Annotated in this window: 16 protein-coding genes; 4 read left to right on the top strand and 12 right to left on the bottom strand. The window is 61.5% G+C overall.

The window, feature by feature from the left end; genetic code table 11:
• Nucleotides 1–36: 36 nt before the first annotated feature.
• Nucleotides 37–549: a dihydrofolate reductase gene (locus tag JFU11_RS18340; RefSeq protein ID WP_201061705.1), complete on the bottom strand. Its 513-nt coding sequence runs from the start codon at nucleotides 547–549 to the stop codon at nucleotides 37–39.
• A gap of 85 nt (nucleotides 550–634) precedes the next feature.
• On the opposite strand from JFU11_RS18340, the gene JFU11_RS18335 reads away from it, so the two are divergent.
• Together JFU11_RS18335 and JFU11_RS18330 are read left to right on the top strand one after the other, a co-directional pair.
• A complete protein-coding gene (locus JFU11_RS18335; RefSeq protein WP_201061703.1) occupies nucleotides 635–2,014 on the top strand; it encodes a DUF2868 domain-containing protein in 1,380 nt (459 codons plus the stop codon).
• Nucleotides 2,007–3,371, top strand: coding sequence for a GTPase/DUF3482 domain-containing protein (locus JFU11_RS18330; RefSeq protein ID WP_201061700.1), 1,365 nt, complete (start codon nucleotides 2,007–2,009; stop codon nucleotides 3,369–3,371). The genes JFU11_RS18335 and JFU11_RS18330 overlap by 8 nt, the downstream gene beginning before the upstream one ends.
• 147 nt (nucleotides 3,372–3,518) lie before the next feature.
• On the opposite strand, the gene JFU11_RS18325 is transcribed toward JFU11_RS18330, so the two are convergent.
• The 7 genes from JFU11_RS18325 to JFU11_RS18295 all read right to left on the bottom strand — a co-directional run bounded on the left by JFU11_RS18325 (nucleotide 3,519) and on the right by JFU11_RS18295 (nucleotide 12,593).
• Nucleotides 3,519–4,076 carry a phosphonate degradation HD-domain oxygenase gene (locus tag JFU11_RS18325; protein WP_123719721.1) on the bottom strand — a complete coding sequence of 186 codons (558 nt, stop codon included), beginning with the start codon at nucleotides 4,074–4,076 and terminating at the stop codon, nucleotides 3,519–3,521.
• The gene (locus JFU11_RS18320) at nucleotides 4,076–5,209 is read right to left on the bottom strand and encodes a TIGR03364 family FAD-dependent oxidoreductase (RefSeq protein WP_201061698.1); all 1,134 of its coding nucleotides are present in this window, start codon (nucleotides 5,207–5,209) and stop codon (nucleotides 4,076–4,078) included. The genes JFU11_RS18325 and JFU11_RS18320 overlap by 1 nt, the downstream gene beginning before the upstream one ends.
• Nucleotides 5,210–5,353: 144 nt before the next feature.
• Nucleotides 5,354–6,379 (bottom strand): putative 2-aminoethylphosphonate ABC transporter substrate-binding protein, encoded by a 1,026-nt coding sequence (locus JFU11_RS18315; protein WP_123719723.1) that lies wholly within the window; start codon nucleotides 6,377–6,379, stop codon nucleotides 5,354–5,356.
• A 49-nt stretch (nucleotides 6,380–6,428) separates the two neighbouring features.
• Nucleotides 6,429–8,153 carry a putative 2-aminoethylphosphonate ABC transporter permease subunit gene (locus JFU11_RS18310; protein WP_201061696.1) on the bottom strand — a complete coding sequence of 575 codons (1,725 nt, stop codon included), beginning with the start codon at nucleotides 8,151–8,153 and terminating at the stop codon, nucleotides 6,429–6,431.
• The gene (locus JFU11_RS18305) at nucleotides 8,153–9,229 is read right to left on the bottom strand and encodes a putative 2-aminoethylphosphonate ABC transporter ATP-binding protein (protein WP_201061694.1); all 1,077 of its coding nucleotides are present in this window, start codon (nucleotides 9,227–9,229) and stop codon (nucleotides 8,153–8,155) included. Before JFU11_RS18305 ends, JFU11_RS18310 begins: the two co-directional genes overlap by 1 nt.
• Nucleotides 9,230–9,451: 222 nt before the next feature.
• The gene (locus tag JFU11_RS18300) at nucleotides 9,452–10,315 is read right to left on the bottom strand and encodes a LysR family transcriptional regulator (RefSeq protein WP_123361013.1); all 864 of its coding nucleotides are present in this window, start codon (nucleotides 10,313–10,315) and stop codon (nucleotides 9,452–9,454) included.
• Between the two features lie 16 nt (nucleotides 10,316–10,331).
• A complete protein-coding gene (locus JFU11_RS18295) occupies nucleotides 10,332–12,593 on the bottom strand; it encodes a heavy metal translocating P-type ATPase (RefSeq protein ID WP_123719726.1) in 2,262 nt (753 codons plus the stop codon).
• Nucleotides 12,594–12,677: 84 nt separating this feature from the next.
• On the opposite strand from JFU11_RS18295, the gene cadR reads away from it, so the two are divergent.
• Nucleotides 12,678–13,127, top strand: coding sequence for a Cd(II)/Pb(II)-responsive transcriptional regulator (cadR, locus tag JFU11_RS18290; RefSeq protein WP_007897786.1), 450 nt, complete (start codon nucleotides 12,678–12,680; stop codon nucleotides 13,125–13,127).
• A gap of 122 nt (nucleotides 13,128–13,249) precedes the next feature.
• Here the strand turns inward: cadR and JFU11_RS18285 are convergent, their stop codons facing one another.
• The 3 genes from JFU11_RS18285 to JFU11_RS18275 form a co-directional block, all read right to left on the bottom strand.
• A complete protein-coding gene (locus JFU11_RS18285) occupies nucleotides 13,250–14,221 on the bottom strand; it encodes a thymidylate synthase (RefSeq protein ID WP_201061691.1) in 972 nt (323 codons plus the stop codon).
• A gap of 65 nt (nucleotides 14,222–14,286) precedes the next feature.
• Nucleotides 14,287–15,093 (bottom strand): prolipoprotein diacylglyceryl transferase, encoded by an 807-nt coding sequence (lgt, locus tag JFU11_RS18280; protein ID WP_008007345.1) that lies wholly within the window; start codon nucleotides 15,091–15,093, stop codon nucleotides 14,287–14,289.
• A gap of 82 nt (nucleotides 15,094–15,175) precedes the next feature.
• On the bottom strand, nucleotides 15,176–15,958 hold the full coding sequence (locus JFU11_RS18275) for a sulfite exporter TauE/SafE family protein (RefSeq protein WP_123719727.1): 783 nt from the start codon (nucleotides 15,956–15,958) through the stop codon (nucleotides 15,176–15,178).
• 134 nt (nucleotides 15,959–16,092) lie between these two features.
• Between JFU11_RS18275 and JFU11_RS18270 the strand changes: the two genes are divergently transcribed.
• Entirely contained in the window at nucleotides 16,093–16,839 is a 747-nt protein-coding gene (locus JFU11_RS18270) for an NRDE family protein (RefSeq protein ID WP_123719728.1), read from the top strand.
• A gap of 130 nt (nucleotides 16,840–16,969) precedes the next feature.
• On the opposite strand, the gene ptsP is transcribed toward JFU11_RS18270, so the two are convergent.
• On the bottom strand, nucleotides 16,970–19,249 hold the full coding sequence (gene ptsP / locus JFU11_RS18265) for a phosphoenolpyruvate--protein phosphotransferase (protein ID WP_007897733.1): 2,280 nt from the start codon (nucleotides 19,247–19,249) through the stop codon (nucleotides 16,970–16,972).
• Nucleotides 19,250–19,256: the final 7 nt, after the last annotated feature.

Raw genomic sequence — 19,256 nt, 5'->3', positions numbered from 1 at the left:
TTGATCACTGTGGGAGCGGGCTTGCCCGCGATGCTTTTAAGCTTTTTTCCACACCTCAAAGCTATACGCCGGTTTGTCGCCCTCCGCCGGATTCGGAACATTCGACACCAGCTTCCACTGGTTCAAATCAAATTCCGGAAACCACGCGTCCCCTTCCGGGCTCAGCGCCACGCGGGTCAGGTACAACCGATCGGCCTGCTCCAAACCTTGCGCATACAACTGCGCCCCGCCAATCAACATCACCTCATCGACGCCCTGCTCGTTCGCCCATTGCTGCGCGCGAACCACTGCTGCTTCCAGCGACGGATAAACCTCCGCGCCTTCCAGCTGCAGATCCGCCTGACGGCTGACCACAATGTTCAACCGGCCAGGCAGCGGACGACCGAGGGAATCCCAGGTCTTGCGACCCATGATGATCGGCTTGCCGAGGGTGGTGGCCTTGAAGTATTTGAAGTCCCCCGGCAAGTGCCAGGGCATGCTGTTGTCGACGCCGATCACACGGTTTTCACCGAGGGCTGCGATCAGGCTGAGGGGGAGTGATTTAGTCATGTCGGCGAGGATACCAGAGCCTCCCTTACCCCGATAAGCGTCACAGCGGTTATGCTCACCGCTCAATTAAGCGACGGGAAGCCGCGTGACTGAACTGACTCCACTGCAAAACCTCTGGCTGAGCGAAACCGTGCGCCTGCGTGAAGAACACGCGGGCCCCTTGGACGATCTGGAAGCCAACCGAATCGCCCGTAGCGCCGGCGGCGACCTGCCGACGCGTATTCAACGCCGCGCCCTGTGGCTGGCCGAGCGCGACGGACAGACCCACGCCCTCAAACATTGGCTGCAAGGCGCGCGACTGGCGCTGATCGTGCTGGCCATTCTGGCCGTGATCAGCGGCACCGGCCTGGCGTTTGCCGCGCTGGGCGACGGCCAAACCCCGGTCAATGTATTCTGGGCGTTGGGCAGCCTGCTCGGGCTGAACCTGATTCTATTGCTGAGCTGGGCCCTGGGCCTGGTGTTCGCCGGTGAACAAGGTGCCGCCCTCGGACGCTTGTGGCTGTGGCTCAGTGAAAAACTCGCCCGAGATGCCAACGCCGCACAACTGGCGCCGGCCTTGCTGCTATTGCTGCAACGGCAGAAACTCAATCGTTGGGCGCTGGGCGTGCTGGTCAACGGATTGTGGTTGCTGGCGATGCTCAGCGCCTTGGTGATGGTACTGGCACTGATGGCGACCCGGCGCTATGGCTTCGTCTGGGAGACCACCATTCTCGGCGGTGACACCTTCGTCGCCATGACCCAAGCCCTCGGCGCCCTGCCGGCCTCGCTCGGTTTCAGTGTGCCCAGCGTGGAGATGATCCGCGCCAGCGGCGATGCCGCGCTGAACATCGAAAGCGCCCGCCAGGCCTGGGCGGCGTGGCTGGTTGGGGTGCTGTTGGTGTACGGCGTTTTGCCGCGATTGTTGCTCGCATTGTTCTGCCTGTGGCGCTGGAAAACCGGCCAAGCAGCGCTGCATCTGGATTTGAACCTGCCCGGCTACGCCCAACTGCGCGAACGACTGATGCCCACCAGCGAACGCCTGGGCATCAGCGATGCCGCGCCAGAACAACTTCATCGGGTTGAAAACACTGCCAGCGACCTGCAAAGCGATGGCGCGCTGTTGGTAGCTATCGAGCTAGACGACCAACGCCCCTGGCCGCCGCAATTGCCGAAAAACGTCAACAACGCCGGCATCCTCGACAGCCGTGAATCCCGGCACAAACTGCTCGAACAGCTGAGTCGTTTTCCACCGGCCCGTCTGGCCATCGCCTGCGACCCACGGCGCTCGCCGGACCGTGGCAGCCTGGCGCTGATTGCCGAACTGGCTCGCAACGCCACTGCCACCCGCGTGTGGTTGTTGCAAGCACCGCCCGGGGAAGCGCTGGATGCCGAACGCCTGGGCGACTGGCATGTCGCGCTACAACAACTGGACCTGCCATTCGCCGATTGCGCGCCGTTGAACTGGCTGGAGACGGGTCATGACTAATCCATTGAAGCTCGCCGTGGTCGGCCACACCAATGTTGGCAAAACCTCGTTGCTGCGAACGCTGACGCGAGACGTCGGCTTCGGCGAAGTGTCCCACCGTCCCAGCACCACTCGCCACGTCGAAGGCGCGCGATTGTCGGTAGACGGCGAGCCATTGCTTGATCTCTTCGACACTCCGGGCCTGGAAGACGCCATCGCCCTGCTCGACTACCTCGAACGCCTGGAACGACCCGGCGAACGCCTCGACGGCCCGGCACGATTGGCGCGGTTTCTGGAGGGTAGCGAAGCCCGGCAGCGCTTCGAACAGGAAGCCAAGGTGCTGCGGCAACTGCTCGCCTCGGACGCCGGCCTTTATGTGATCGACGCCCGGGAACCGGTGCTGGCCAAGTACCGCGACGAACTGGAAGTGTTGGCCAGTTGCGGCAAACCGCTGCTGCCGGTGCTGAATTTTGTCAGCAGCGCCCAACATCGCGAACCTGATTGGCGTGAAGCCCTGGCACGATTGGGCTTGCATGCATTGGTGCGTTTCGACAGCGTCGCACCACCGGAAGATGGCGAGCGTCGACTCTATGAAAGCCTCGCACTGCTGCTGGAAAACTCCCGCGAACAACTGGAGCGTTTGATTGCCGACCAGCAAGCCCAACGCCTGGCCCGTCAGCAAAGTGCAGCGCGGCTGATTGCCGATTTATTGATCGATTGCGCAGCCTGCCGCCGCAGTGTGGTCAGCGAGGCGGCGCAGGAACAGCAAGCGATCAGCGAACTGCGCAAAGCCGTGCGTCAGCGCGAACAACGCTGCGTCGAGGCCTTGCTCAAGCTCTATGCCTTCCGCCCGCAAGATGCGGCGGCCAGTGACTTGCCGTTGCTCGATGGCCGCTGGGGCGATGACCTGTTCAACCCGGAAACCCTGAAACAGCTCGGTGTGCGGGTCGGCGGCGGTATCGCGGCCGGTGCGGCGGCCGGGGCCGGGGTTGATTTGCTGGTGGGCGGCCTGACCCTCGGCGCGGCGGCACTGGCCGGAGCGATTGCCGGCGGCGCCCTGCAAACCGCCCGCAGTTACGGCAGCCGCCTGCTGGGCAAGATCAAAGGGCAGCGAGAGCTGACTGTCGACGACGGCGTGCTACGGCTGTTGGCGTTGCGCCAGCGGCAATTGCTGCAGGCTCTGAATTCCCGCGGCCACGCGGCGATGGACAGCATTCAGGTCGCCACGCCGCAGGACAAAACCTGGCGCGAAGGCAAACTGCCCGAAGCGCTGAACAAGGCGCGGGCGCATCCGCAGTGGTCGTCGCTGAATCCGAATTCGAAGTTGAGTCAGGGGGAGCGGCAGGAGCAGGTTGAGGTGTTGGCGCAACAACTTTAAAGACCCGCAATCTGCGGTGTCAGCTCTGGCCTCATCGCGGGCAAGCCCGCTCCCACAGGGATCTTCGGTGTTCATACAATTTCTGTATCACCCGAGACCTTGTGGGAGCGGGCTTGCCCGCGATGGGCGCGACTCGATTGTGATGCTTTACTCAGCCAACAGCCGCAACGCCTTTTCCTTCAAGATGCCCAGATCCATCACCGGCACCCACATTTCCTTGGCCGACTCATCCCACTGACGCATCCGCAAACTGACCGCACACAACGGATCCTGCTCGAACGCCTCAGCCTCGGCAGCCGTCATCACCCCGCCCTGATACTCAAGCGTCCGCCGACTGGCTTCGCTCAAGCGCTCGTAGTACCCGGGCTCTTTGAGCGTCAGATAACGCTTGGCCTGAACGTGGTACTCCACCAGCCGCGCCAGGCGTTCGCTGAAGCCGGCGCGACGCAAGTAATCCGCCCCCAGTCGCTCGTGGCTGACTATCCCAAAATCACCCATGTTCTCAGCACCCTCGGCGCAGATATGCCCGATGTCATGAAAGAACGCCGCCAGCACCACTTCATCATCGAACCCCTCGGACATCGCCAGTTCCGCCGCCTGAGACATGTGCTCGACCTGCGACACCGGTTCACCGATGTAATCGTTGTCGCCAAAACGCTCGTACAGACCGAACACCTCGGCGATCACTTGCTCATGGCGGTCCATCAACTGTCTCCCAATAAGGTCGCAACATTACGCTCGGCCATCGCCGGCCCGACGCTCATGCCGACACCGGTGTGCATCAGCGCCACGCTCACGCCTGGCATCGGACGCAAAAAGGAGAACGGCCCCGGTCCGCGTGAACCATAGACGCCCTGCCAGCGTTCGACCACTTGCACCTTGCAGCCCAACGTCTGCTCGGCCAGTTCAATCATCCAGTCATCCACCTGCTCGGCATTGAACGGTGATGGATCGCTGCCGTAATGGTGGGAGTCACCGATGATCAACTCACCGTAAGGCGTCGGGCTGATCAGCAGGTGAATGCCGTTTTCATGCAGATGGGGGGTGTCGCGCAAAATCTGCGCCTGTACCGCTGCGGCTTCCGGCAGATCGGCGAAGGCGCCGTAGTGCACGCAACTCAGGCCGGTAAGCAGCGCGTGTTGCAGGTTGAGGTTGATCTGCGGTCGGGCGCGAAGCATTTGCAGGCGGCAGATTTGCGGATTCAGCTCGGCAATCGGCTCGGCCAGCAGCGTTTGATAATCGTGGCCGGAGCAGACGATGATCTGCCCGGCGCTGAAGGCGCCGGCGGTGCTGTGCAAGCGCCCCGGCTCGATGTCGCGCACCAGCGTGGAGAAGTGAAACTCGACGCCTAACTCACGGCGCAGGTAGTCGATCAACGCCGGAATTGCTTCGCGGGAATACAGCTGCTGGTCGTCCATGCCGTGCAACGCGGCACGGTGATGGCTGAACTGGCCGCCGTATAAATCGCGCAATGCCGCACCGCGCAGTAGGTCGACGCGGTAACCGTGCTCCATGGCGCGGCCGGCGCAGAAGGCTTCCAGCAGGTGCTCTTCCGCTTCGCTGCAGGCGAACAAGTATGAGCCGTTGCGCTTGAGTTGCAGGCCCGCCAGTTGTGCCCATTGGCCCCAGATGTCGCGGCTGGCCTTGGCCAGTTCAAGCATTGGGCCCGGGGGTTGGCCGGTGACCAGTGCCTGACCGAAGTTGCGCACCGAAGCGCCCAAAGGCGTGGCGCTACGTTCGAAGACTTTGACCTTGAGGCCGCGTCTGGCGGCGGCATAGGCGTGGGACAGGCCGAGAATGCCGGCGCCTACGATCAGCATGTCGTTGTGGTGAGTCATGGAGATTTGTTCCTGAATTCGAGACCGCCATCGCGGGCAAGCCCGCTCCCACAAGGTCCGTGGCGCTCACAAAATCTGTGTCCGCCATAAATCCCTGTGGGAGCGGGCTTGCCCGCGATGGGGCCCTGTCAGCTAATAAAGAATTTACTTGGCAGCCACTTTCTCGGACTTGCCGTCATAACGCTTGCGCCATTCAGTGAGGATCTCGTCGCGATTCTTCGAGGCCCAGGCAAAGTCGTTCTTGATCAGACGCTGCTCATAATCCGCCGGCAGTTCGGTCTGCGGCTTGGCGATACCCGGTTGCGCGAGCACCGCGAAGTTCTCTTTATAAAGCTCCATCGCCGCCGGGCTTGCAGAGAAATCAGCCAGCTTCTTCGCCGCGTCTTCGTGCGGTGTGCCTTTGATCACGGCGGTCGCTTCGATCTCCCAGCCCAGGCCTTCTTTCGGCAGGATGATGTCCAGCGGCGCGCCCTGGCGCTTCAGCTGAACGGCCGGGTATTCGAAGGAAATACCGATCGGGAATTCGCCGGCGGCGGCGAGTTTGCACGGCTTGGAACCGGAGTGAACGTACTGGCCGATGTTCTGGTGCAAGTCGTCCATGTACTGCCAGCCCTGCTTCTCGCCGAAGGTTTGCAGCCAGGCGCTGACGTCGAGGAAACCGGTGCCGGACGAGGCAGGATTGGGCATGACGATCTTGCCTTTGTACTCAGGCTTGGTCAGGTCCTGCCAGCTCACGGGTTTGCTCAAACCCTGCTTTTCGGCCTCGACGGTGTTGAAGCAAATGGTCGCCGCCCAGACGTCCATGCCGACCCAGGCTGGCGGGTTGGCCGCGTCGCGATAGTTGCCGCCGATCTTGCCCAGATCCTTCGGTGCGTAGCTTTGCAGCATCCCTTGCTGATCGAGAATCGCCAGGCTCGAGGCTGCCAGGCCCCACACCGCGTCAGCTTGCGGACGGGCTTTTTCGGCCAGGAGTTTGGCGGTGATGATGCCGGTGGAATCGCGCACCCACTTGATCTCGACGTCCGGGTTGGCCTTTTCAAAGGCCTCTTTGTAGGTCTTCAGTTGTTCGGCTTCGAGGGCGGTGTACACCGTCAACTCGGTTTTCGCCGCAAAGGCGTTCAGGCTGAAAGCGGTGAGGACAGCAGCGGCCAGGGCCAAAGGCTTGAACATGATCGTTTTCCTGTTTGAGTTGAGGGCTTTTTGGTTTAGGAGCAGCGAATCAATTGCCAGGCGCGGTCTGCCGCCAGGCCTGGGAGCGACGCAACAAACCGCGCGAAGCCCAGGCCAGCAGCAGGGACACGCCCGCCGAGGTGAACAGAATCAGGGTCGACATCGCCGCCGCGCCGCCGACGTTGCCGGCGTCGTCCATGTTCAGCACCGCCACTGCCGCGAGGATGGTGTCAGGGCTGTAGAGGAAGATCGCCGCCGAGACGGTGGTCATGGCCGAGACGAACAGGTAGCGCACGATGTCCAGCAATGCCGGCAGGCAGATCGGCACGGTGACCCGCAGGTAATGCCGATACAGCGGCGCCTTGAGCGACAGCGCGGCGGCTTCGAACTCGGCATCGAGTTGGCGCAGCGCGGTGGTGGCGGTCATTTGAGCGGTGGTCAAATAGTGAGCAATGGTGCAGACCACCAGCAGGGTCATGGTCCCGTAGAGCACATGCAGCGGGTTGCCGCTGAGGTTGAAGAAGAAGACGTAACCCAGGCCCAACACCAGACCCGGCACCGCCATCGGTACGAAACTGAGCATGCGCAGTGTCAGATTCAGTCCGCGCTGGCCCTTGGTTTTTTCCATCAGGTAAGCACCGGTGAAGATCAGCACACTGCCGATCAACGCCGTACACAACGCCATCTTCACGCTGTTGCCGTAGGCCAGCCAGCCGCCGCCCGCCGTGTCGTTGAACTGGTAATGGTTGAGCGACAGCGACAGGTTGTACGGCCAGAATTTCACCAGCGACGAGTACACCGCCATGCCGAACACCAGCAGCAATACCGCGCAGATCAACAGCACGATGGCCAGATAACAACCGTCTCGCAGCTTCGATGGAGCCGGTTGAAAGACTTGCGCCCGACCGCTCATGGAATCGCCATGGCGCCGACGCAGCCAGGCGTCGACGCCAAAGCTGAGCAGCGCCGGCAGCAGCAAGACCATGCCGATCAGCGCGCCGCGACCGAATTGTTGCTGGCCGACCACGGCTTTGTAGGCCTCCAGCGCCAGCACCTGATAGTCGCCCCCGACCACCACGGGCACGCCGAAGTCGGTGATGGTCAAGGTGAAGACGAGGCAGAACGCCGCGAACACCGCCTGACGGGTCGCCGGCCAGGTGATGCTGCGAAAGGCTTTCGCCGGGCTAGCGCCCATGCTGGAAGCAGCATCGAACAGTCGCGCATCCGCCAGGGACAGCGCCGACAGCAAAATCATCAAGGCGTGTGGGAAGGTGTAGATGACCTCGCCCAGAACAATGCCCCAGAAGCCGTAGATGTTGTCCGAGAGCAAACCACGCAGCATGCCCTGATTGCCGAACAGATAAACCAGCGCAATTCCCGGCAGCATCGACGGCGCCATCAGCGGCAGCAGCGACATGCCGCGCCAGATGCCTTTACCGGGAATCAATGTACGTTGCAGAGCGTAGGCAAACAGATAGGCCAGTGGTACGACAATGGCCGCGACGCTGAGAGAAACTTTCAGGCTGTTGCCCAGCAACCAATGGAAATTTGCGCTGCTCAGCAGTTCACGGGCAGCCACCAGACCACCGCCCTGCCCGGCTTCAGAACTGAAACCGCGCCAGAAGATCGCCAGTAACGGCATCAACACCGCAACGCCGAGCAACACCAGCAACAGAACCTTGCCGCCGACCACGAATAGCCGATCGCCGATCTCGGCACGGGAGGTCTGCCGAACCTGCTTGTGCGGTATCGGCAGCGCGACGTTCGCGCTCATCAGGCAAACACCTGCAAGCTGCGCGGCGGCAAGGCGACCATGATCTGCTGCGCGCCGAGACGCGGCATGGCTTCCGGCGCCAGTTCCGCCAGTAGCGCATGGCCCGGCAGCTGATCGAGTTCGAAGCTCATGCGGCAGCGGTTGCCGAGAAAAGTGATCTCGCGAACCTTGGCCGGGAACAGGTTTTCTTCATGCACCGGCGGGTTGACGTTGATGGCCTCGGGGCGGCAGAACAAACGGCCCGAGGCGGTTTTAGCGCTGCCTTCGGCCAGGCGCATGTTCATCCCGCCGACCTGGGCATGACTGTCGCTGCTACGGCGGAACGGCAGCCAGTTGCCCTGACCGACGAACTCGGCCACAAACGGTGTGGCCGGGCGGTCGTAGATTTCCTGTGGCGTGGCGTACTGCTCGACCTTGCCGTTGTTCATCACGGCGATGCGGTCGGCCATCAGCATCGCTTCGTCCTGATTGTGGGTGACCATCAGGGTGGTGACACCGAGGTTGCGCTGCAATTGACGCAGTTCGGTGCACAGATGCTCGCGGACCCGGGCGTCGAGCGCCGACATCGGTTCGTCCAGCAGCAACAATGAAGGGGCCGGCGCCAAGGCTCGAGCCAGTGCGACCCGTTGCTGCTGACCGCCGGACAACTGACCGGGATATTTTTTTTCACTGCCGATCAGGCCGACCAGTTCCAGCATCTGACCGACGCGCTGGCGCACTTCATCGCGACTGCTACCGGCGAGGCCGTAGGCGATGTTCGCTTCGACGCTGAGATTGGGGAACAGTGCGTAGGACTGGAAGAGAATGCCGTAGTCCCGGGCTTGAGGTGCCAGGTGGGAAACGTCGCGATCGCCGAGGTACAACTCGCCGCTGTCTTGTTTCTCAAGGCCGGCGATGCAGCGCAGCAAGGTGGTTTTGCCACAGCCCGACGGCCCCAAGAGGCAAACCAGCTCACCAGCCGCCACGTCGAGGGAGACGTTATCCAGCGCGGTGAACGCGCCGAAGCGTTTCTGCACGCCGCGCACTTTCATCGGCGCACCGGGGTTGGTCAGGGCAGTTGCAGTCGAGTGGTTCATGGACAGACCTCATCAAGCAGATGAGGGCCATCCTAGGTTTGCAATGCGTCCGTCATGTGGCAATGAGGCAAAAACGGCCGATAGTGGTATTCGGGGATTTGGGTTGAAGTCATGCTGTGACTGTACTGGCCTCATCGCGGGCAAGCCCGCTCCCACGGGACTGCATAAATCCTGTGGGAGCGTGGCTTGCCCGCGATGACGCCAGTACAGGCAATGGAGATTTCAGGCCGGGGCCATTTCCTGCGCCAACCCCAGAAACGCCGCCGGCAGCCGCGCACCTTTTCGCTCCTTGAGGCAGTACAGATACTCGGGAATCTGCGGCGCATTCTCGATGGTCAACACCCGCAATTGCGGATCGTGCGGCACTTCCTGGCGGGCGATGATGCTGATGCCGATGTTGCGCAATACCGCCTCACGAATCGACTCCCGGCTGCCAATCTCCAGCAACGGTCCAAAACTCACCCCCGCGCTGGCCAGCAATTCTTCGGTCAAGCGCCGAGTGGTCGAGCCCGATTCACGCATCAACAAGGTATGCCCTGCCAGCGCACTGAGTGGCACATGGTCATGCACCGCCAGCGGATGATTGCGGTGCACCGCCAGCACCAGCGGATCGCTGCCGAGCACCCGGCGAATCAGTCGCGCATCGTCCAGCAACTGCGAGGACGCGGCAACATCGACCCGGTAATCCTCCAGCGCCTCCAACACCTGCTGGGAGTTGCCGATTTCCACCGACACCTCCACCTGCGGCAGGCGCTCGCGAAAGGTCTTCACCAGATCGAGGATGTAATACGGCGCCGTGGCAGCGATGCGCAATGTGCCCTGGACCTGACCGCTGTTACGCAGGAAGAACTCAATGTCGGCTTCCTGCTGCAACAGGGCCTTGACCATCGGCAACAACCGCGCGCCCTCGTCGCTGACGCTGAGGCGGCGGCCGCCACGATAGAACAGCTCAACCGAGTACTGGCTTTCCAGATGCCGAATCTGGGTCGTCACCGTCGGTTGGCTCAGGCCGAGCTTTTTCGCCGCCAGGGTAATGCTGCCCAACCGGGCAACCATGTAAAACGCCTTCAGCTCGGCACTCAGCACACCCTTCCCTCATCGTCTATTTGCGCAACAGGCGCAAGCCGTTGAACACCACCAACAGGCTCACGCCCATGTCGGCGAACACCGCCATCCACATGGTGGCGATCCCGGCGAAGGTTACCCCAAGAAAGATCGCTTTGATGACCAATGCGAGGGCGATGTTCTGTTTGAGGATATTCGAGGTCTGCCGCGACAGGCGGATGAAAGCAGGGATTTTGCGCAGATCGTCGTCCATCAGGGCGACATCAGCGGTTTCAATGGCGGTGTCGGTGCCGGCGGCCGCCATGGCGAAACCGATCTCGGCCCGCGCCAGTGCCGGGGCGTCGTTGATGCCGTCGCCGACCATCCCGACCCGATGGCCTTGGGCATACAGCGTTTCGATGGCTTGCAGCTTATCGGTCGGCAACAGATCGCCCTGCGCCTGATCGATGCCCACGTGGGCGGCGATGGCCTGGGCGGTGTGAACGTTGTCGCCGGTCAGCATCAGGGTTTTGATGCCCAACTCATGCAACTGCTGGATCGCTTCGCGACTGGATGCTTTCACTGTGTCTGCCACGGCAAACAATGCCAGTGGACCGGATTTATCGAGCAATAGCACCACCGACTTGCCCTGTTTCTCCAGAGCAAACAGCTTCTCTTCCAGCGCTGGCGAACACAGGCCCAAATCTTCCACCAGGCGGTGGTTGCCCAAGTGGTAGAGCTCACCGTTGATCTCGCCGCGCACACCACGCCCCGCCAGGGCTTCGAAGTTTTCCACAATCAGCGGCTTGAGTTGTTTATCCACAGCCGCATTGGCGATGGCCAGCGACACCGGGTGATCAGAGCGACCGGCCAGTGCCGCCGCAATGGCCGGGGCTATTTCATCAGCGATTGGGTCGAGGGACAAATAATCGGTCTGCACCGGTTTGCCGTGAGTGAGGGTGCCGGTCTTGTCGAGGGCCAGATAATCGAGTTTGTGGCCGTGCTCCAGATAAACGCCGCCCTTGACCAGAATCCCTTTGCGCGCCGCTGCCGCGAGGCCGCTGACAATGGTCACCGGGGTGGAAATCACCAATGCGCACGGGCAGGCGACCACCAGCAACACCAGCGCCCGGTAGATCCAGTCGAACCACAGCGCATCCATGAACAGTGGCGGAATCACCGCCACGGCCAGGGCCAGGATGAACACCGCCGGGGTGTAGATTTTCGAGAAGGCGTCGACGAAACGCTGGGTTGGCGCCCGCGCCCCTTGGGCCTGTTCCACCGCATGAATGATGCGCGCCAGGGTTGAGTGGTTGGCCTCGGCAGTCACGGTGTATTCCAGCGAACCGGACTGGTTGATGGTGCCGGCGAACACCTTGTCGCCGATGGTTTTCTCCACCGGCAGGCTTTCACCGGTGATCGGCGCCTGATCGATGGTCGAGTTGCCGGACAGCACTTCGCCGTCCAGACCGATCCGTTCGCCAGGACGCACCCGCACTCGTGCACCCAGTTCGATGTTTTTAACCGGTTGGGCGACCCAACTGCCGTCGGCCTGCTGCACCGTGGCTTGCTCGGGGGCCATCTGCATCAGCCCGCCGATGGCGTTGCGCGCCCGGTCCAGAGACCTGGCTTCGATCAACTCGGCCACGGTGAACAGGAACATCACCATCGCCGCTTCCGGCCACTGACCGATCAGAATCGCGCCGGTCACCGCGATGCTCATCAGCGCGTTGATGTTCAGGTTGAGGTTTTTCAGGGCAATCCAGCCCTTCTTGTAGGTGCTGAGGCCACCGCTGAGGATCGAGATCAGCGCAATAACCGCCACCACCCAATTGGGCGCAGCGTTAGTGAAGTGGATAACTTCAGCCGCCAGCGCACCAACGCCAGACAGCGCCAATGGCCACCAAGGTTTTTTCTCTGGCACAGGAGTTGGCGCTTCGACGCCTTGTTCCAGTGGCTCGGCGTGCATGCCGAGAGATTTGATCGCGTCGATGATCGGCGCGGTGCTTGGCAGGTCATGGGTCACGCCCAACACCCGGTTGATCAGGTTGAATTCCAGTTGCTGCACACCCGGAAGCTTGCCAAGTTTGTTCTGGATCAGCGTCTGCTCGGTCGGGCAGTCCATCGCCTCGATGCGGAAACTGCTCAGCCGCGCACCAGCGGTGGGTGTTTCGCTCAACTTGATCAGCGACGGCGCTGCTGCTTTGGAGGAACAGCAGGAATCCCCGTGGCCACCATGGTTGTGCTGCTGCACAGACTGCAGCTTGTGACTGTGATCGTGCCCGGCCTTGGGTTTGTGGGTGTGAAGAGAATCGCTCATTGGTCGCGTCCATGAAGGTGCCTGTTGCCAAGTAAAGACCCTGTAGCCACTATAGGGTCAAGCATCCTTTTGGAGATTGTCGCGATGAAAATCGGAGAACTGGCGAAACTCACCGACTGCGCCGTGGAGACCATTCGCTACTACGAGCGCGAAAACCTGTTGCCAGAACCGGCCCGCAGCGACGGCAACTACCGCGTCTACACCCAGGCCCACGCCGAACGCCTGACTTTCATCCGCAATTGCCGAACCCTCGACATGACCCTCGAGGAAATCCGCAGCCTGCTGGCCCTGCGCGACAGCCCGCAGGATCAATGCGAAAACGTCAACGCGTTGATCGACGAACATATCCACCATGTGAAGGCTCGAATCGATGGTTTGCTGGCCTTGCAGACACAACTGCTCGACCTGCGCCAACGCTGCAGCGAAGGGCCGGATATCGATCAGTGCGGGATTTTGCAGCGGTTGGAAGTGAGCGGTGGGGTTGTGGCGACGGAGGTTGAGCATTCCCATGTCGGGAGGAGTCACGGCCACTAAGAACACCACAAAAACCTGTGGGAGCGGGCTTGCCCGCGATAGCGATTTGTCAGTCACATCAATGTTGGATGTGAAGCCGTCATCGCGGGCAAGCCCGCTCCCACAGGTTCAGTAGTTGATCGTCAGACCGCCATCGGCGCGGTCATCGGCGCGTGGTGCTCATAGCCTTCCAGCGAGAAATCGCCCGGCTCGATCAACTCCAGCCACTCCGGCTGATAAACACCGGTCTTGGCAAACTCCGGTACGCGGTCGGAAATCACCAGTTTCGGCATCGGGAACGGCTCGCGCTTGAGCTGTTCGTTGAGCATGTCCAGGTGATTTTCGTAGACGTGGGCGTCGCCGATGAAATAGGTGAACCAGCGCGGGGTATAACCGGTCAGGCGACCGATCAGGCTCAGCAGCGCGGCGCCTTCGGTGAGGTTGAACGGCGTGCCCAGGCCCAGATCGTTGGAGCGGATGTAGAGGGTCAGGGAGATTTCCTTGGTCTCGACATTCGGGTGGAACTGGTACAGCAAATGGCACGGCGGCAGGGCCATTTCGTCGAGCTGCGCAACGTTCCAGCCGTGGAACAGGATGCGACGGCTGCCCGGGTCCTTGATGATGGTGTCGACGCACTGGCGGATCTGGTCGATCGCCTTGTACAGCACCACGTAGGCCTGACCGTCTTCTTCGCCTTCGGCAATCTGACGATAACCCTGGCTCAGGGTCTGCTCGATGGCGGCCTGGTTGCTGACCGGAATCTGCTTGTACGCCGGCCATTTGCGCCATTGCACGCCGTAGATCTCACCGAGGTCGTCTTCACCCTGACGGAACGGGTTGGCCAGCCACTGCGCGTTTTCGTTGGCGTTCTGGTCCCAGACCTTGCAGCCCAGCGCCCGGAATTCGGCGGCGTTGTTCACTCCACGCAGAAAACCGCACATCTCGCCGATGGCAGATTTGAAGGCCATCTTGCGAGTGGTGATCGCCGGGAAACCTTCCTGCAGATCGAAGCGCAGCATCGCGCCCGGAAAGCTGATGGTGTTTACGCCGGTGCGGTTGGCCTGTTTGGTGCCCTTCTTGATGACGTGGGCGACCAATTCGAGATATTGCTTCATGAATTACCTGTGTCCTTGAACCCGGGGCCAAAGCCCCCGGGGTTCGAATTTATAGCGCCTGCTTCTTATACAGCAGCTGCGGGGGCCGCCGGGGCGCGTCGATAAGCCAGCCAGATCAGGAACAACCCGCCGACAATCATCGGTACGCACAGCACCTGGCCCATGGTCAGCCAGTTCCAGGCCAGATAACCCAGTTGCGCGTCCGGCACGCGAACAAATTCGACGATGAAACGGAAGATGCCATAGAACAGCGCGAACATTCCGGACACCGCCATGGTCGGCCGCGGCTTGCGCGAGAACAACCAGAGGATCGCAAACAGCGCCACGCCTTCCAGCGCGAACTGATACAGCTGCGACGGATGACGCGCCAACTGCGCCGGATCGGTCGGGAAGACCATCGCCCACGGCACGTCGGTCGCCTTGCCCCACAACTCGGCGTTGATGAAGTTACCGATGCGCCCGGCACCCAGGCCAATCGGCACCATCGGCGCGACGAAGTCCATCAGCTGGAAGAACGACTTGTCATTCTTTTTACCGAACCACAGCGCCGCCAGCATCACACCAATAAATCCGCCGTGGAACGACATGCCGCCCTTCCACACTTCGAAGATCAGGGTCGGGTTGGCCAGATAGGCGTTCAGATCGTAAAACAACACATAACCCAAGCGGCCACCGACGATGACACCCATCGACATCCAGAAGACCATGTCGGAGAGTTTCTCCTTGGTCCAGGTCGGGTCGAAGCGGTTCAGCCGGCGTGACGCCAGCCACCACGCGCCGCCGATGCCGATCAGGTACATCAAGCCGTACCAGTGGATTTTCAGCGGACCGATGGCCAGGGCCACCGGGTCGATCTGCGGGTAAGGCAGCATTGCGACTCCTCGTTAGAGTTGAAACCTTCAAATTCCCGGGCGACGCTGTCACGCCAGGATTAAGCCAGGATTGCGCTACGCGTCAGAGCAAGAAGCTCAAGCCGACGCAAAACAGCAAAGCGGCAAACAGTCTTTTCAGCAAGCGCGGCGACAGCGTGTGGGCCAGTCGCGCACCGAGGCGGGCGAAAACCATGCTGGTCAGGGCGATCCCCAGCAGCGCCGGCAAATAAACAAAACCGAGACTATGGGCCGGCAGCAGTGGATCGTGCCACCCCAGAATCATGAAACTTAATGCACTGGCCAAGGCGATAGGCAGGCCACAGGCCGACGAAGTGGCCACCGCCTGCTGCATCGGCACGCTGCGCCAGGTCAGAAACGGCACGGTCAACGAGCCGCCGCCAATCCCGAAAATCGCCGAGGCCCAGCCAATGACACTGCCAGCCACGGTCAGACCGACTTTGCCTGGCACCGTCCGGCTGGCCTTGGGTTTGAAGTCCAAAGCGAGTTGAACGGCGATGATCAGCGCAAATACCCCGATGATCTTCTGCAAATTCGGCCCGGAAATCGCTTCGGCAGTCAGCGCACCGAAACCGGCACCGATCAGAATGCCGAGGGTCATCCAGGCAAATATCGGCCAACGTACGGCGCCGCGGCGATGGTGCTCGCGAACCGCATTGACCGACGTAAAGATGATCGTCGCCAGCGAGGTACCGACTGCCAGATGCGTCAGGATCGACGCATCAAATCCCTGCAAAGTGAAACTGAACACCAGCACCGGGACAATGATGATCCCGCCGCCTACCCCGAACAGCCCGGCCAGCACGCCCGCACAGGCGCCCAGCGCCAGATAGAGCAGAAATTCCATGGCCGCATCCCCAAGCATCCCGAATCAGGAGCGGCATGGTAACGGAAGCATGGCCTCGGGCTCCACTGTGGATGGCGATGGATCGATGAGCGATGTCTGCGTAGAGTGAGCAAAAAACACACAAGGACCACCTTATGTGCCTTATTGTTTTTGCCTGGCGACCGGGCCATGCCCAGCCGCTGATCGTGGCGGCCAACCGCGACGAATTCTATGCCCGACCCAGCCTGCCCCTGGCGCAATGGCCGCAAGCCCCGCACGTGTATGCCGGTCGCGACCTTGAGGCTGGCGGTACATGGCTCGGTGTCGGCGCCAACGGGCGCTTCGCCGCGCTGACCAACATCCGTGATCCCCTTCAACCGCCAGCGCGCAAATCGCGGGGTGAACTGGTGGCGCAGTTTCTCAGCGGGGACATGTCGATTGACGACTACTTGAGCGACGTTGTTGCACGTTCGCTGGAATATGCCGGGTTTAACCTGCTAATCGGCAATACCAACGAGCTGTGGCACTTCAATGCTCGGGAGACAGAGGCGGTCATGCTCCAACCAGGCATTTATGGGTTATCGAACGCGGGGCTGGATACGCCGTGGCCGAAAGTGCTCAAGGCCAAGGCAGCATTGAGCGAGGTGTTGGGCGATCCGCAGCCGCAGGCGCTGCTGGCCTTGCTCAGCGACCCGCAGACCGCGCCGCTTGCCGAGCTGCCGGACACCGGCGTGGGGCAGGCTACCGAGACGTTGTTGTCGAGCGTGTTTATCAAGAGCCCGACTTACGGGACACGAGCGAGCACGGCGCTGATTGTTCAGGCGGATGGGGTGCGGCATATGGTCGAACGGAGTTTCGGGCCGTATGGGGGGCATTTGGGGGAAGTGGAAGTCAGGGCGTAATTTTTTGCTGCCTGGATTGGCCCCATCGCAGGCAAGCCAGCTCCCACAGGGTTTGGTGTTGATCACAAATCAGTGAATCAATCCAAATTCCTGTGGGAGCTGGCTTGCCTGCGATGAGGCCATCAGCCTTTTAAAGGGTTTTGACCGAAGCCGGATTAATCATCCGCGCCAACCCAAGGTTCTTCAGCGCCAACTGCAGCGAGCTGTGGATAACTTGCGGATTGTCGATGGTCATCAGCTCAGCCAGCAATTCCTTGGCCTTGCTCAGGTTGATCTGACGCAGCATCCACTTCACTTTCGGCAAGTTGGTGGCGTTCATCGACAGGCTGTCGAAGCCCATTGCCATCAACAACACCGCCGCCGCCGGGTCACCGGCCATTTCGCCGCAGATACTCACGGGCTTGCCTTCGGCATGAGCATCACGCACCACGTTCTGCAAGGCTTGCAACACTGCCGGGTGCAGGTAGTCGTAGAGATCGGCCACCCGTGGGTTGTTACGGTCCACGGCCAGCAGGTACTGGGTCAGGTCGTTGGAGCCGACTGACAGGAAGTCCACTTGCCGCGCCAGTTCCTTGGTCTGATACACCGCCGCCGGAATCTCGATCATTACACCAATCGGCGGCATCGGGACGTCGGTGCCTTCGTCGCGGACTTCGCCCCAGGCCCGGTGGATCAGGTGCAGGGCTTCTTCCAGTTCATGGGTGCCGGAAATCATCGGCAGCAGAATGCGCAGGTTGTTCAGGCCTTCGCTGGCCTTGAGCATGGCGCGGGTCTGCACCAGGAAGATTTCCGGGTGGTCGAGCGTCACGCGAATGCCGCGCCAGCCGAGGAACGGGTTGTCTTCCTTGATCGGGAAGTACGACAGCGCCTTGTCGCCGCCGATGTCCAGGCTGCGCATGGTTACTGGTTGTGGATGGAACGCGGCGAGTTGCTCGCGATAAATCGCCAGCTGCTCCTTTTCGCTCGGGAAGCGCTGGTTGATCATGAACGGCACTTCGGTGCGGTACAGACCCACGCCCTCGGCACCGCGCTTCTGCGCCCGCGCCACGTCTGCCAGCAGACCGGTGTTGACCCACAGCGGCATGCGGTGACCGTCGACCGTGATGCACGGCAGGTCCCGCAGTGCATCCAGCCCCAGGGCCAGCTGTTTCTCTTCCTCGACCACCTCGGCGAACTGCTTGCGCAGCACGTCACTCGGGTTGGTATAGACCTCACCGTGGTAGCCGTCGACGATCATCTGGATGCCGTCGACCTTGGAGTACGGCAAGTCGACCAGGCCCATCACCGTCGGAATACCCATGGCACGCGCCAGGATCGCCACGTGGGAGTTACCGGAGCCGAGTACCGACACCAGACCGACCAGCTTGCCTTCCGGCACCTCGCCGAGCATCGCCGGCGTCAGTTCTTCGCTGACCAGAATGGTGTTGTCGGGGTAGACCAGGGTCTGCTGCCGCTCTTCCTGCAGATAAGCCAGCAAGCGCCGACCGAGGTCTTTGACGTCTGAGGCGCGCTCACGCAGGTAGGCGTCGTCCATCAACTCGAAACGGTTGACGTGTTCGGTGACCACCTGACGCAACGCGCCCTGAGCCCACTGACCGGTCTTGATCACCGTGGTGATTTCGCTGCCGAGCGAGGCATCGTCGAGCATCATCAGGTAAACGTCGAACAGCGCTCGTTCTTCAGGCCGCAGCTGGGTGGCCAGCTTGGCGGACAAGGCACGCATGTCGGCGCGCACGCCCTCGATGGCGGTCTTGAACAGGCCAAGTTCCGCGTTGATGTCGGTGATGGTCTTGTCCGGCACCACGTCCAGATCGGCCGGCGGCAGCATGACGACCGCGGTTCCGACCGCCGCGCCCGGCGACCCCGGTACACCGACGAACTTTGCTTCCTGGATACCTTTGCCCTGACGGCCCAGGCCACGGATCGAACCGGTGGCCTCGGCGTGGGCGATAACGCCGGCGAGCTGCGCGCTCATGGTCACGAGGAAGGCTTCTTCACCCTCATCGAACTGGCGGCGTTCTTTTTGCTGAATGACCAACACGCCGACGACGCGACGGTGGTGAATGATCGGCGCCCCGAGGAACGAGGCGTAGCGTTCTTCACCGGTCTCGGCGAAGTAACGGTAGCGCGGGTGATCCGCGGCGTTTTCGAGGTTCAGGGGTTCTTCACGCGTGCCGACCAGACCGACCAGACCTTCGTTGGGCGCCATGCTGACTTTGCCGATCGAGCGCTTGTTCAAGCCCTCGGTGGCCATCAGCACGAAGCGGTTGGTCTCTGGGTCAAGCAGGTAGACCGAGCAGACCTGGCTGCCCATGGCCTCTTTGACGCGCAACACAATAATCCCCAACGCCGCCTTGAGATCCTTGGCGGAGTTAACTTCCTGGACGATCTTGCGCAGCGTATTGAGCATGGCTCGG

The organism is Pseudomonas sp. TH37 (genome assembly GCF_016650735.1).
GTDB lineage: Bacteria > Pseudomonadota > Gammaproteobacteria > Pseudomonadales > Pseudomonadaceae > Aquipseudomonas > Aquipseudomonas farris.
Note: the sequence above shows the minus strand (reverse complement) of the source record. Positions and strands in the feature narration are given on the sequence as shown.